The organism is Streptomyces sp. NPDC093064, assembly GCF_044754605.1.
Classification (GTDB): Bacteria; Actinomycetota; Actinomycetes; order Streptomycetales; family Streptomycetaceae; genus Streptomyces.
Genome location: NZ_JBIVPK010000014.1, coordinates 48,495 through 62,527 on the forward strand (window position 1 = coordinate 48,495; position 14,033 = coordinate 62,527).

Annotated in this window: 12 protein-coding genes; 9 read left to right on the forward strand and 3 right to left on the reverse strand. The window is 69.6% G+C overall.

Annotated features, from left to right (window positions below; all coding sequences use genetic code 11):
• Positions 1-74 precede the first annotated feature (74 nt).
• The 6 genes from dnaK (at position 75) to ACIQFZ_RS18935 (ending at position 7,212) form a co-directional block, all read left to right on the forward strand.
• A complete protein-coding gene (gene dnaK / locus ACIQFZ_RS18910; RefSeq protein ID WP_376397732.1) occupies positions 75-1,916 on the forward strand; it encodes a molecular chaperone DnaK in 1,842 nt (613 codons plus the stop codon).
• Positions 1,913-2,599 carry a nucleotide exchange factor GrpE gene (gene grpE / locus ACIQFZ_RS18915; protein ID WP_402691732.1) on the forward strand — a complete coding sequence of 229 codons (687 nt, stop codon included), beginning with the start codon at positions 1,913-1,915 and terminating at the stop codon, positions 2,597-2,599. The genes dnaK and grpE overlap by 4 nt, the downstream gene beginning before the upstream one ends.
• A gap of 39 nt (positions 2,600-2,638) precedes the next feature.
• On the forward strand, positions 2,639-3,814 hold the full coding sequence (dnaJ, locus tag ACIQFZ_RS18920; RefSeq protein WP_365430156.1) for a molecular chaperone DnaJ: 1,176 nt from the start codon (positions 2,639-2,641) through the stop codon (positions 3,812-3,814).
• A gap of 5 nt (positions 3,815-3,819) precedes the next feature.
• On the forward strand, positions 3,820-4,269 hold the full coding sequence (locus ACIQFZ_RS18925) for a heat shock protein transcriptional repressor HspR (RefSeq protein ID WP_361422654.1): 450 nt from the start codon (positions 3,820-3,822) through the stop codon (positions 4,267-4,269).
• 592 nt (positions 4,270-4,861) lie between these two features.
• Positions 4,862-5,971, forward strand: coding sequence for a sugar ABC transporter substrate-binding protein (locus ACIQFZ_RS18930; protein ID WP_383055915.1), 1,110 nt, complete (start codon positions 4,862-4,864; stop codon positions 5,969-5,971).
• A gap of 197 nt (positions 5,972-6,168) precedes the next feature.
• A complete protein-coding gene (locus ACIQFZ_RS18935; RefSeq protein ID WP_365430160.1) occupies positions 6,169-7,212 on the forward strand; it encodes a helix-turn-helix transcriptional regulator in 1,044 nt (347 codons plus the stop codon).
• On the opposite strand, the gene ACIQFZ_RS18940 is transcribed toward ACIQFZ_RS18935, so the two are convergent.
• Both ACIQFZ_RS18940 and ACIQFZ_RS18945 read right to left on the reverse strand, forming a co-directional pair.
• The gene (locus tag ACIQFZ_RS18940) at positions 7,175-8,164 is read right to left on the reverse strand and encodes a helix-turn-helix transcriptional regulator (protein WP_402691733.1); all 990 of its coding nucleotides are present in this window, start codon (positions 8,162-8,164) and stop codon (positions 7,175-7,177) included. The genes ACIQFZ_RS18935 and ACIQFZ_RS18940 overlap by 38 nt on opposite strands.
• 19 nt (positions 8,165-8,183) lie before the next feature.
• Positions 8,184-9,119, reverse strand: coding sequence for a helix-turn-helix transcriptional regulator (locus ACIQFZ_RS18945; RefSeq protein WP_365430164.1), 936 nt, complete (start codon positions 9,117-9,119; stop codon positions 8,184-8,186).
• A gap of 355 nt (positions 9,120-9,474) precedes the next feature.
• Between ACIQFZ_RS18945 and ACIQFZ_RS18950 the strand changes: the two genes are divergently transcribed.
• Complete coding sequence (locus ACIQFZ_RS18950) at positions 9,475-9,810, forward strand: hypothetical protein (protein ID WP_365430166.1); 336 nt, start codon at positions 9,475-9,477, stop codon at positions 9,808-9,810.
• Positions 9,811-9,956: 146 nt separating this feature from the next.
• Here ACIQFZ_RS18950 and ACIQFZ_RS18955 read toward each other — a convergent pair whose 3' ends face one another.
• Positions 9,957-10,376, reverse strand: coding sequence for a pyridoxamine 5'-phosphate oxidase family protein (locus tag ACIQFZ_RS18955; protein ID WP_383055736.1), 420 nt, complete (start codon positions 10,374-10,376; stop codon positions 9,957-9,959).
• 165 nt (positions 10,377-10,541) lie between these two features.
• Here ACIQFZ_RS18955 and clpB point away from each other — a divergent pair, with 165 nt between their 5' ends.
• Both clpB and ACIQFZ_RS18965 read left to right on the forward strand, forming a co-directional pair.
• Entirely contained in the window at positions 10,542-13,139 is a 2,598-nt protein-coding gene (gene clpB / locus ACIQFZ_RS18960) for an ATP-dependent chaperone ClpB (RefSeq protein WP_383055737.1), read from the forward strand.
• A 332-nt stretch (positions 13,140-13,471) separates the two neighbouring features.
• Entirely contained in the window at positions 13,472-14,002 is a 531-nt protein-coding gene (locus ACIQFZ_RS18965) for a YbjN domain-containing protein (protein WP_365437922.1), read from the forward strand.
• Positions 14,003-14,033: the final 31 nt, after the last annotated feature.

The window sequence follows — 14,033 nt, forward strand, 5'->3', positions numbered from 1 at the left end:
CAGGTCTGTTGACCCGGCGGTGAGCCTCGGGCACACTTGAGTCCGTTCCACTCAAGTCAGCTGGAGGATTCACCATGGCACGTGCGGTCGGCATCGACCTGGGCACGACTAACTCCGTCGTCAGCGTTCTGGAGGGCGGCGAGCCCACCGTCATCACCAACGCCGAGGGTGCCAGGACCACGCCGTCCGTCGTCGCCTTCGCCAAGAACGGCGAGGTGCTGGTCGGTGAGGTGGCCAAGCGTCAGGCCGTCACCAACGTCGACAGGACCATCCGGTCGGTCAAGCGCCACATGGGCACCGACTGGAAGATCAACCTCGACGGCAAGGACTTCAACCCGCAGCAGATCAGCGCCTTCGTGCTGCAGAAGCTGAAGCGGGACGCCGAGTCCTACCTGGGCGAGAAGGTCACGGACGCGGTCATCACCGTCCCGGCGTACTTCAACGACGCCGAGCGCCAGGCCACCAAGGAGGCCGGCGAGATCGCCGGTCTGAACGTGCTGCGCATCGTCAACGAGCCGACCGCCGCCGCCCTGGCGTACGGCCTCGACAAGGACGAGCAGATGATCCTCGTCTTCGACCTCGGTGGCGGTACGTTCGACGTCTCGCTGCTGGAGATCGGCGACGGTGTCGTCGAGGTGAAGGCCACCAACGGTGACAACCACCTCGGTGGTGACGACTGGGACCAGCGCGTCGTCGACTACCTGGTCAAGCAGTTCCAGGCCGGTCACGGCGTGGACCTGTCCAAGGACAAGATGGCCCTGCAGCGTCTGCGTGAGGCGGCGGAGAAGGCCAAGATCGAGCTGTCCTCGTCCACCGAGACCTCGATCAACCTGCCCTACATCACCGCGTCCGCCGAGGGCCCGCTGCACCTGGACGAGAGGCTCACCCGCGCCCAGTTCCAGCAGCTGACGGCCGACCTGCTCGAGCGCTGCAAGACGCCGTTCTACAACGTGATCAAGGACGCCGGCGTCTCCGTCAACGACATCGACCACATCGTGCTCGTCGGTGGTTCCACCCGTATGCCCGCGGTCGCCGAGCTCGTCAAGGAGCTGACCGGCGGCAAGGAGGCCAACAAGGGCGTGAACCCGGACGAGGTCGTCGCCATCGGCGCCTCGCTCCAGGCAGGTGTCCTCAAGGGCGAGGTCAAGGACGTCCTGCTGCTCGACGTCACCCCGCTGTCCCTCGGTATCGAGACCAAGGGCGGCATCATGACCAAGCTGATCGAGCGCAACACCACGATCCCGACCAAGCGCTCGGAGATCTTCACCACGGCCGAGGACAACCAGCCGTCGGTGCAGATCCAGGTCTACCAGGGCGAGCGCGAGATCGCCGCGTACAACAAGAAGCTCGGCATGTTCGAGCTGACCGGTCTGCCGCCGGCGCCCCGCGGCGTCCCGCAGATCGAGGTCTCCTTCGACATCGACGCCAACGGCATCATGCACGTCACGGCGAAGGACCTCGGCACCGGCAAGGAGCAGAAGATGACCGTCACCGGCGGCTCCTCGCTCCCGAAGGACGAGGTCGACCGCATGCGCGAGGAGGCCGAGCGCTACGCGGAGGAGGACCACAAGCGTCGCGAGGCCGCCGAGACCCGCAACCAGGGCGAGCAGCTCGTCTACCAGACCGAGAAGTTCCTCAAGGACAACGAGGACAAGGTCCCCGGCGAGATCAAGACCGAGGTGGAGTCCGCCGTCACCGAGCTGAAGGAGCAGCTCAAGGGCGAGGACACCGCCGCGATCCGTGCCGCCACGGAGAAGGTCGCCGCCGTCTCCCAGAAGCTCGGCCAGGCCATGTACGCCGACGCCCAGGCCGCGCAGGCCGCGGGCGGTGACGCCGGCGCGGGCCAGGCCAAGGCCGACGACGACGTCGTGGACGCCGAGATCGTCGACGACGAGCGCAAGGACGGTGCGGCGTGACGGAGGAGACCCCCGGCTTCGAGGAACACCAGCCGCAGCCTCCGCCGCAGTCCGACGCCGCCTCCGGCACCACCCCCGAGGACGCCGCGCCGGCCGCCGCCCAGGACAAGGGCGCGGCCCCGGCCGGTGACGCGGACCAGTCGGCCGCGTCGACGGCCCAGCTGGACCAGGTGCGCACGGCGCTCGGCGAGCGCACTGCGGACCTGCAACGGCTCCAGGCCGAGTACCAGAACTACCGGCGCCGGGTCGAGCGCGACCGGATCGCGGTACGGGAGGTCGCTGTCGCGAACATCCTGTCCGAGCTCCTGCCCGTGCTCGACGACATCGGCCGCGCGCGGGACCACAGCGAACTGGTGGGCGGTTTCAAGTCCGTCGCCGAGTCGCTGGAGACCGTGGTGGCGAAGCTCGGGCTGCAGCAGTTCGGCAAGGAGGGCGAGCCCTTCGACCCGACGATCCACGAGGCCCTGATGCACTCCTACGCACCGGACGTCACCGAGACGACGTGCGTGGCGATTCTGCAGCCCGGGTATCGGATCGGCGAGCGCACCATCCGCCCCGCGCGGGTGGCGGTGGCCGAGCCCCAGCCCGGCGCGCAGACGGTCAAGTCGGCCGAGGAGTCCGGCACGGCCGAGGCCGCCGAGCAGGGCGAGGACAAGGAGAGCGGTGGCCCGGAGGAGGGCTGACGTAATAACGGACGACGCACGAGAGGAGGGACGTCGGGGATGAGCACCAAGGACTTCATCGAGAAGGACTACTACAAGGTCCTCGGCGTCCCCAAGGACGCCACCGAGGCCGAGATCAAGAAGGCGTACCGGAAGCTCGCCCGCGAGTTCCACCCGGACGCCAACAAGGGCAACGCCAAGGCCGAGGAGCGCTTCAAGGAGATCTCCGAGGCGAACGACGTGCTCGGCGACGCCAAGAAGCGCAAGGAGTACGACGAGGCCCGCACCCTGTTCGGCAACGGCGGCTTCCGCCCCGGGCCGGGCGCCGGCGGCGGCTCCTTCAACTTCGACCTGGGCGACCTCTTCGGAGGCGCCCAGGGCGGGAGCGGCAGCGGCGGCTTCGGCGGCGGAATCGGTGACGTCTTCGGGGGCCTGTTCAACCGGGGCGGCACGGGCACCACGCGCGCCCAGCCCAGGCGCGGCCAGGACATCGAGTCCGAGGTCACGCTGAGCTTCACGGAGGCCATCGAGGGCGCCACGGTGCCGCTGCGCATGTCCAGCCAGCAGCCGTGCAAGGCCTGTTCGGGCACCGGCGACAAGAACGGCACACCGCGGGTGTGCCCGACCTGCGTCGGCACCGGACAGGTGGCGCGCGGCTCGGGCGGCGGGTTCTCGCTGACGGACCCGTGCCCGGACTGCAAGGGCCGCGGACTCATAGCGGAGAACCCCTGCGAGGTCTGCATGGGCTCCGGGCGGGCCAAGTCGTCCCGGACGATGCAGGTCCGCATCCCGGCCGGGGTCAGCGACGGCCAGCGCATCCGGCTGCGTGGCAAGGGCGCCCCGGGTGAGCGCGGCGGACCCGCGGGCGACCTGTACGTGATGGTGCACGTCGGGGAGCATCCGGTCTTCGGCCGCCGGGGCGACAACCTCACCGTCACCGTGCCGGTCACGTTCGCCGAGGCGGCCCTCGGCGGCGAGGTCCGCGTGCCCACCCTGGGCGGTCCTCCGGTGACGCTGAAGCTGCCCCCGGGCACACCGAACGGGCGTACGATGCGGGCCCGCGGCAAGGGCGCGGTCCGCAAGGACGGCAGCCACGGCGACCTCCTGGTCACCGTGGAGGTGAGTGTCCCCAAGGACCTGTCGGGGAAGGCTCGTGACGCGCTTCAGGCGTATCGCGAGGCCACCGCGGGCGAGGACCCGCGGGCCGAGCTGTTCGAGGCCGCGAAGGGAGCATGAGTGTGATGGACGGCCGCCGTCGCAACCCGTACGAACTGACGGAAGACACACCGGTGTACGTCATCTCGGTGGCCGCCCAGCTGTCCGGACTGCACCCGCAGACACTCCGTCAGTACGACCGCCTGGGCCTGGTGTCCCCCGACCGCACCGCCGGCCGAGGGCGCCGCTACTCGGCCCGTGACATCGAACTGCTCCGCCAGGTGCAGCAGTTGTCGCAGGACGAGGGCATCAACCTGGCCGGCATCAAGCGCATCATCGAACTGGAGAACCAGGTCACCGCGCTCCAGTCCCGGATCGCGGAACTCCAGGCGGCGCTGGACGGCGCCGCGGCGGCGATGCGGCAGCGCGAGGCCGCCGTCCACGCCTCCTACCGCCGGGACCTGGTCCCCTACCAGGAGGTCCAGCAGACCAGCGCGCTGGTGGTGTGGCGGCCCAAGCGGCAGCAGCCGGACTGACACGCACCCAGCCGCGGGCGGCGCACGACACACTCGGGCACGAGCGACGACGAGGGGCCGGGAGGCCGTACAGCCTCCCGGCCCCTCGTCGTGCCGCCGCGGCCCGGCTCAGGTGAACGCGTGGGCGCCCACCGGCGCCGACTCGGTCCCGTCCAGCGCACGCCGAACTTGTCCTTCGGCAGGCCCTTGGCGTGTGCGCCCGTGCCCCAGTTCTCGTTGACCGCGCTGTCGCAGTCCGGGCGGTGAGCGCGACGGTCGTGGCCGTGGTACGGCCGGCTGGCTTCATTCGGTCCTCTGGTCGTGACGGGAACGCCGGAGCAAGGCTCCCGTGACCACGACTCGCGTGGCGGGGAGTTGGTTGTACGGATCTTGGCCCGGTGGCGGGCGGCCGTCGAGTGCGGGGTCCGTAAAGGGCGTTTGGAGGCGATTCCGCAAGGTTCCGCAAGGTCTTCACACGCACAGCGGAGCGTTGCGTTGTCATCTCGTTAAGTGGTTCCGCTTGACGCCGGTGGTCGCCTCCGCGTTGGCTTTTCAGTCACCTGGGTCGCAATGCTGCGCCCACGTCCGGAAGGCACCAGAAGTGAGCACCTCGATGCGTCGTATCGCCATAGCCGTGGTCGCGCCCACGCTGACCTTCTCGCTCGCCGCCTGCGGGGCGCTCGGCGGGTCGGGGAGCAGCAGCGACGCGAGCCCGACCAAGGGCAACGACCTGACGGTGGGTCTGCTGCTGCCGGAGACGGCCAACACCCGGTACGAGAAGTTCGACTACCCCATCATCAAGGAGAAGGTCGCCGCCTTGACCCGGCACCAGGGCAAGGTCGAGTACGCCAACGCGGACGCGGACGCGGGCCGGCAGGCCGGCCAGATGCAGCGGATGATCGACAACAAGGTCGACGTCATCCTGCTCGACGCCGTCGACTCGCACGCCATCGCCGACATGGTGCAGAAGGCCAAGGACGCCGCCATCCCGGTCATCGCCTACGACCGGCTCTCCGAGGGCCCGATCGACGCGTACATCTCCTTCGACAACGAACTGGTGGGTGAGGTGCAGGGCCGCTCCCTGCTCGAGGCGCTGGGTTCCGGCGTCGGCACCAACGACAAGATCGTCATGATCAACGGCTCGCCCACCGACCCGAACGCCAAGCAGTTCAAGGACGGCGCGCTCTCCCAGCTCAGACCGAAGTTCGAGATCGACAAGTCCTACGACACCAAGGACTGGAAGCCCGAGAACGCCGAGGCGAACATGGCCCAGGCCATCGCCGCGCTGGGCAAGGACAACATCGTCGCCGTCTACTCCGCCAACGACGGCATGGCGGGCGGCGTCATCAAGGCCCTCAAGGCGGCGGGCGTCACCGACCTGCCGTACATCACCGGCCAGGACGCCGAACTCGACGCCGTGCAGCGGATCGTCACCGGCGAGCAGTACATGAGCGTGTACAAGTCCTACCCGACGGAGGCCCAGACCGCCGCTCAGATGGCGGTCGCCAAGGTCCAGGGCAAGGACATCCAGTTCGACTCCCTCACCCGGGACCGGGTCAGCAGCCCCACCCACAGGAACATTCCGGCCCAGTTGGTCTCCGTGGTCGCCCTGACGAAGAACAACATCAAGGACGCGGTCATCGATGACGACTTCTACAAGGTGACCGACATCTGCACCGCGAAGTACCGGGAGGCCTGCGTGGCGATCGGTCTTCTGAAGTAACTCCCGTGCGGTCGTTACCCGTTCGGGTTCAACAGTCGGTTCCGGACACGTTGCGGTCCGTCAAGTGGAGGTTGGTGCACACCGGTCGAAACCGCTGGTTTTCGGGGGTCGCGCCGGTAGGAGCCGTGTTGCACAGCCGGTCCGCGCCGCGCATAGTTGCGCTGCGGAAGACGCGGAGACCGGGGGTGTGATGAGGCATGACCGGGCACGGGACGGCGGAGCATCCACACGGTGCCGAGCGACTGTGCGAGGCCGGCGAGCACGTGTATTCCCGGGCCGTACGACGGGGCCGGGTGCCGCGCCGGCTCGCCGAGCCAGTGCCCTGCCTGCTTGAACTCGCCCTGCTGCACCCGGACCCCGACGACATGGACTTCCTGGTGCCGACCGCGCCGCAGGAGGTCATGACCCGGCTGCTGCGCGGGATGTACGACGAGGTCAGTGAGAGCCACCGGCGGGTGGGCTCGGTGGTGGCCGCCGTCGAGCGGTACGCCGGGCTGGGCCGTCAGGTGCGCGTGTCCGCCGCGGCCGTGGAGGGCACGGCGATCCGGGTCCTGGACGGCCTGTCCCGCATCCAGGCGGCTATGGACGAGGCGACCGAGGCGTGCACCACCGAGGTGCTGACCGTCCAGCCGGGCGGCATCCGCCGCGAGCACGAGCTGTCCGAGGGGCTGCACCGGGCACTGGCGCTGCGCGGGCGCGGGGTGCGGATGCGGGACCTGTACACGCACGTGGCCCGGCACGGCCAGGGGCTGCTCAACTACCTGGAGCTGATGGGCGACGCGGTCGAGGCGCGCACGCTGGACGAGGTGATCGACCGGCTGATCCTCTTCGACCGCACGGTCGCCTTCGTGCCCGCCAACGCCGACCGCACCATGGCGCTGGAACTGCGCCATCCGGCGCTGGTGGAGTACCTGGGGACGGTCTTCGAACGGCTCTGGCGGCTGGCGATCCCGCTGACCGCGCCGCTGCCCGACACGGGCATCGAGGGCATCTCCCACCGCGAGCGGTCCATCGCGGCGCTGCTGGCCGAGGGCCACCAGGACGCGGTGATCGCCGAGCGGCTGGGCATCAGCGTCCGCACCTGCCGGGCCCATATCGCCCGGCTGTCGGAGACGCTGGGCGCGGCCAGCCGTACGCAGTTGGGCGTGCGGATCGCCCAGGCGGGGCTGGACGGGCCGCCGCGCACCGCCGTGGCGGGGCCGTTCACCGTTCCGGGTCAAGAATTCCCGACTGGCCGATGAGGTAGCCCAACTGGGCCCGGCTGCCGCTGCCGAGAGTGGCGGCGAGCTTGGCGATGTGCTCACGGGCGGTGCGTACGTTCATGCCGAGGCGGTCGGCGATGACGGCGTCGGTGTGACCCTCGACGAGGAGGCCGGCGATGGCGCGCTGGCGGGGGGTGACGCCGTCCGCGGACGGCTGTCGGACGGTCAGTGGGTACATGGGGGTGGTCAGCCGCCACAGCCGGTCGAAGGTGGTGGCGAAGTACCCCACGAGGGCCGGGTGGCGCACTTCGAGCGCGAGGGTGGCGTCACCGTTGGCGGGGATGAAGGCGACCCGGCGGTCGACGAGGACGAGGCGGGCGGTGACCTCGTCGAGGGAGCGGGCCTCGACGTCGCCGGTCAACCGCTCCTGATAGGCGGGCACCGAGGGCACATGACGCAGAGTGTGCTGGTAGAGGGTGCGGATGCGGCCACCTCGGTCCAGCAGTGCCTGGTCGCGCACCAGCGACACGGCCCGGGCCTCCTCGACGCGTCGGCCGACGAGGCCCGCGTGCGGTTGCACGCACAGCAGCTCCCAGCTCGCCTCGGCCATGGTCTCGGTGATGGCCTGGTTGATCCGGCGGTTACCGCTGAGGAGTCTGAGTACCGGTGAGTCCGGCCCGGCGGTGCGCGGTCCGTCGACGCGCATCAGCGTCGCGAACGTCTCGGTCAGCCGCTCCTCGCGCTGTCGCTCCTCGGCGATGCGCTCGGCGGAGCCCCTCAGGAGCCGGTGCAGGACGGCGGCGGGCGGCACCGGTTCGAGCCGGCTCGCGTCGGCGACCGAGGGGTGCAGCAGGCCGAAGTCGACCAGGCAGGGTGCGACGGCGGCCTCTCGAGCGGCCACCTGCCCCTGGCGCAGGGCTCGTTCGTACAGCGCCGTGCCCGGGGAGCACAGGTCCTCCGGCCGGTGGTCCGGATGCGGTGCCGACGTCACGACATTTGTCCCCTCGCCGTCAGTGGTCCTGCTCCAGAATCCCCGACTGGGCGATGAGGTAACCGAGTTGGGCCCGGCTGCCGCTGCCCAGTGCCGTGGCCAGCTTGGCTATGTGGGCGCGGCAGGTGCGCACGTTCATGCCCAGCCGACGCGCGATGGCCTCGTCGACGTGGCCCTCGACGAGGAGCTTGGCGATGGAGTGCTGGATCTCCGTGATGCCGTCGGGGGCCGTTTCGTAGGGGGTGCCGGCACTCAACGGGACCGCGCGGTTCCACATGAACTCGAAGACCTTGATGAGGTACCGGACCAGTCCCGGATGACGCAGCTCCAGCGCGACCTGCTGATCGTCCCGGGTGGGGATGAAGGCGACCGTCTCGTCGCAGATGATCAGGCGTTCCACCAGTTCGTCGATCGTGCGGTACTCCACCTTGCCGTTGGCGAGTTGGTCCACGTAAGCCAGCTGTTCGAGGTTGTAGCGGACCGTGTGCTGGTAGAGGGTGCGGATGCGCACGCCGCGGTCGACCAGCGCCGTGTCACGCTCCAGGCCCTGCAGGATGGTCCGCTCCGTGAAACGGTTGCTCGGCTGGACGGTGAGCATCTCGACCTGGCACTGGGACGTGGCCAGGTCGAGCGACGTGTTGATCCGGCTGCTGCCCTCCAGGACTGTGATGGCGTGGGTGGCGGACGTCGTCTGCGCGCTGAGTGAGAGGAACGGCTCGAATGCATCGGACAGTTCGATCGACCGCCGTCGGCGCTCGGCGATCTCGCGCTCGAGCGGACCGAGACGCCGAGCCAGCGCGATGCCCGGTGGGACGGGGCGCAGCCAGTCGGGATCGTCGGGATCGGGATGGAGCAGGGCGAACTCCATCAGGCACGGGGCCGGTTCGGCGTCGGCGCGGGAGATGCGCCCGGCGCGCAGGGCACTCGCATAAAGTCGGCCACCTTCGTCGCACATCTCGGTCACCCCATGGGGATGTGTCTCGTTAGCCCGATTCGTTGTCAAATCTCCACCCCCCAGGGTCCTGAACGTGCAGGAACATGATGCACCGATTGTGTGGCCATGACGTGCCTGAATGAGCCATCGTCGTATTCCGACGGGGGAAGAGGGGACCTTCAAGTGAGGATGAAGCCGACTATGGGTAAGAGAGTGCTTCGCTCGATACTTGTCGCCACCTTCTCCGCTGCTGTGGCCCTCGTGGCGCTGAGCGGCCAGATGGAGAAGAAGGTCGACGACCGAGCGGACAGCAAGTGGCCGGCGGTGGCCGTGAACACAACTCCTGCGGATTCGGCAACGAGTTCTGGGGGCTGACGTGACCACTCCACCCGACGACCGTTCTTTTCGCCGTGAGATGGCCACCGCCTACCGCTCCGGTTGGCACTTCATCGACCTGGTCACCGCCCTCCCCCACAGCGGTGACTCGTTGATGGTGGCCGTCTTCGGTGAGCCGGTCGTCGTTACGCGGGACGAGGACGGAGACGTACGGGCGTACCGGTGTCTGCGGCGGCCTCGGGGGGCGCCGCAGCCCGTACGGTGTGCCGTCCGTTACGGAATGATCTTTGTGAACCTGGACCAGAGGGACCATCGCCAGGTGGCAGTGGAGCCCTCGGCCCTCAGGACTATCACCGCCACCCCCCGCAGTGCCTGACGCGATTCCCCCGTCGTAACAGATCGCTCAGGTGCTTCCCCCCGCAGCGGCGTCACCGTGACCTGAACACGGTGACGCCGCTGTAGTTTTCCCTGGAAATCTCCGGGTATCGGCGGATTCGATCGCTGGCTGAAAAAGAGCGCCGCTCAGCCGCGCCCCAGCGCCCGGGTCAGCTCGATCTCGATCACCACGCGGGACGGATTGGGCCCCGGGGTCCGCTCGTAGCGCTCGGCGTATCGCCGCTCCGCCTCCCTGATCCGCTCCGGCTCCGTGCGGACGAACGCGCGTCCCTCCAGCGTCGCCCACCGCCGCCCGTCCACCTGGCACACCGCGACCGGCGCGCCCTGCGGGCCGGTCGCCAGGACGTGTGCCGCCTTCGCGCTCGCCTTGCTCGTGATCACCCGGGCCAGCCGCGCCTCCGGGTCGTAGGTCACCCCGACGGGAACGACGTGCGGGGTGCCGTCCGGGCGCAGGGTCGTCAGCGTGCACAGGTGCCGTTCCCGCCAGAAGCCGAGATACGACGCGTCGGGGGCGCCCGGGTCGAGGGCGTACGTGGTGGTGGCCATGAGTCGCAACCTAACCCGCCCGGTACCCCGCGAGCCGCGAACCCCCTTCTCCGGGAAAGCTCCCGCGCCGACCTTGAGTGGAATAGACTCAAGTTTGTGTACGCTGACTGAGTCAGGACTGGGAGAAGTGGCAGAGAGCGCTCGTCAAGGAGGAGAGAAGCGACCGTGGACGCCGAGCTGACCAACAGGAGCCGTGACGCGATCAACGCGGCCGGCAACCGGGCCGTACGGGAGGGGCACCCCGACCTCACCCCCGCCCACCTGCTCCTCGCGCTGCTCGAGGGGCAGGACAACGAGAACATCATCGACCTGCTGTCGGCCGTCGAGGCCGACCAGGCTTCCGTCCGCTCCGGCGCCGAGCGCGTGCTCGCGTCACTGCCCAGCGTGACCGGGTCCACGGTCGCGCCGCCGCAGCCCAACCGCGAGCTGCTCGCCGTGATCGCGGACGCGCAGAGCAGGGCGCGGGACCTCGGGGACGAGTACCTGTCCACCGAGCACCTGCTCATCGGCATCGCCGCGAAGGGCGGCGCGGCCGGCGAGGTACTGTCCGGGCAGGGCGCCGATGCCAGGAAGCTTCAGGACGCCTTCTCGAAGGCGAGGGGAGGACGCCGGGTGACCACGCCCGACCCCGAGGGCCAGTACAAGGCCCTGGAGAAGTTCGGCACGGACTTCACCGCGGCGGCGCGCGAGGGCCGCCTCGACCCGGTGATCGGCCGGGACCAGGAGATCCGCCGTGTCGTGCAGGTGCTGTCGCGCCGGACCAAGAACAACCCGGTCCTCATCGGTGAGCCCGGAGTCGGCAAGACCGCCGTCGTCGAGGGGCTCGCCCAGCGGATCGTCAAGGGCGACGTGCCGGAGTCCCTGAAGGACAAGCGGCTGGTGGCGCTGGACCTCGGGGCGATGGTCGCGGGCGCGAAGTACCGCGGCGAGTTCGAGGAGCGGCTCAAGACCGTACTGGCGGAGATCAAGGACTCCGACGGCCGGATCATCACCTTCATCGACGAACTGCACACCGTCGTCGGCACGGGCGCCGGCGGCGACTCCGCGATGGACGCCGGCAACATGCTCAAGCCCATGCTGGCCCGCGGTGAGCTGCGCATGGTCGGCGCCACGACGCTCGACGAGTACCGGGAGCGGATCGAGAAGGACCCGGCGCTGGAGCGGCGCTTCCAGCAGGTGCTGGTCGCCGAGCCCAGCGTGGAGGACTCCATCGCGATCCTGCGGGGGCTCAAGGGCCGCTACGAGGCCCACCACAAGGTGCAGATCAACGACTCCGCGCTGGTGGCCGCCGCGACCCTGTCCGACCGCTACATCACCTCCCGCTTCCTGCCGGACAAGGCGATCGACCTCGTCGACGAGGCCGCCTCCCGGCTGCGGATGGAGATCGACTCCTCCCCGGTGGAGATCGACGAACTCCAGCGCGGCGTCGACCGGTTGCGCATGGAGGAGCTGGCGCTCGACAAGGAGACCGACGCGGCCTCGCGCGAGCGGCTGGAGAAGCTGCGCCGCGACCTCGCCGACAAGGAGGAGGAGCTGCGCGGCCTGACCGCCCGCTGGGAGAAGGAGAAGCAGGCCCTCAACCGGGTCGGCGAGCTGAAGGAGCGGCTGGACGACCTGCGCGGTCAGGCCGAACGCGCCCAGCGCGACGGCGACTTCGACACCGCCTCCAAGCTGCTGTACGGCGAGATCCCGGACCTGGAGAAGGAGTTGGAGGCCGCCTCGCAGGCCGAGGAGGAGGCCGCCAAGGACACCATGGTCAAGGAGGAGGTCGGCCCCGACGACATCGCCGACGTGGTCGCCTCCTGGACCGGGATTCCGGCCGGCCGCCTGCTGGAGGGCGAGACGCAGAAGCTGCTGCGCATGGAGGAGGAGATCGGCAGGCGGCTCATCGGCCAGGGCGAGGCCGTCCGCGCCGTCTCCGACGCCGTACGCCGCAGCCGGGCCGGCATCGCGGACCCGGACCGGCCGACGGGCTCGTTCCTCTTCCTCGGCCCGACCGGCGTGGGCAAGACCGAACTCGCCAAGGCGCTCGCAGACTTCCTCTTCGACGACGAGCGGGCCATGGTCCGCATCGACATGTCGGAGTACGGCGAGAAGCACAGCGTGGCCCGGCTGGTCGGCGCCCCGCCCGGCTACGTCGGCTACGAGGAGGGCGGCCAGCTCACCGAGGCGGTGCGCCGCCGCCCGTACAGCGTGGTGCTGCTCGACGAGGTGGAGAAGGCCCATCCGGAGGTCTTCGACATCCTGCTGCAGGTGCTGGACGACGGCCGCCTGACGGACGGTCAGGGCCGCACGGTCGACTTCCGCAACACCATCCTGGTGCTGACCTCGAACCTGGGCAGCCAGTACCTGGTCGACCCGCTGACGAGCGAGGAGGAGAAGAAGGAGCAGGTCCTCGAGACGGTCCGCGTCTCCTTCAAACCGGAGTTCCTCAACCGGCTGGACGACCTGGTGGTCTTCTCCGCCCTGACGAAGGAGGAGCTGAGCCGGATCGCCGGGCTCCAGATCGACCGGCTCGCCCGCCGCCTGGCGGAGCGCCGCCTGACCCTGGACGTCACCCCCGACGCCCTGGCCTGGCTCGCCGAGGAGGGCATGGATCCGGCCTACGGCGCCCGCCCGCTGCGGCGCCTGATCCAGACCGCCATCGGCGACCGCCTCGCCAAGGAGATCCTGGCCGGCGAGATCAAGGACGGCGACACGGTCCGCGTCGACCGCTTCGGCGAGGGCCTGCTGGTGGGCCCGGCGACCGGCAAGACGCTGTGAGCCCCGGCGCGGTCCGCCACCACGGTGGGTGGCGGACCGCGTCACACCGTGAACGCCGGGAACCGCGTCGGGGCCGGTGCGGGGATGTCCGTGGGTCCGCCGTTCAGTGGGTACTCGGGGGCGGACAGCACGATGCCCGCGAAGGCGGCGAGGAAGGACACAGTCCCTTCGTCCCGCCTCGTGTCCGCGTCATGACCTCCCACCTCCGTTTGCCGGACGTCCACCTGACGGCCGGATCGTGTCAGCCCAGGGCTGACAGCCTCCCGGAGGGCTTGCCACCCCCCTCCCCGCATGAGGGAGGATGGCGAGATCCGTACGAAGGGAAAAACACGGTGAGCATCGACCCGTCCTCGATTCCGAACTTCGGGGGCCAGCCCGAGCCGCAGCCCCAAGGAGCGGCGGGCCCCGTCGTCCCGGATCAGGACCTCGTGAAGCAGCTCCTGGACCAGATGGAGCTCAAGTACGTCGTCGACGACGAGGGCGACCTCGCGGCGCCGTGGGAGCAGTTCCGTACGTACTTCATGTTCCGCGGCGAGGCCGACCAGCAGGTCTTCTCGGTGCGGACGTTCTACGACCGGCCCCACAAGATCGACGAGAAGCCGCAGCTGCTGGAGTCCATCGACGACTGGAACCGGCGCACCCTGTGGCCCAAGGTGTACAGCCACACCCACGACGACGGCACCGTCCGCCTCATCGGCGAGGCGCAGATGCTGATCGGCATGGGCGTGAGCCTGGAGCACTTCGTCTCCTCGACGGTCAGCTGGGTGCGGGCCGCCATCGAGTTCGACCGGTGGCTCGTCGAGCAGCTCGGCATCGAGCAGGAGATCAACGAGGCGGACACGCCCGAGGACGACGAGGAGTAGTCCCTCGGCGATCGCCCACAGCGGTGTCCGT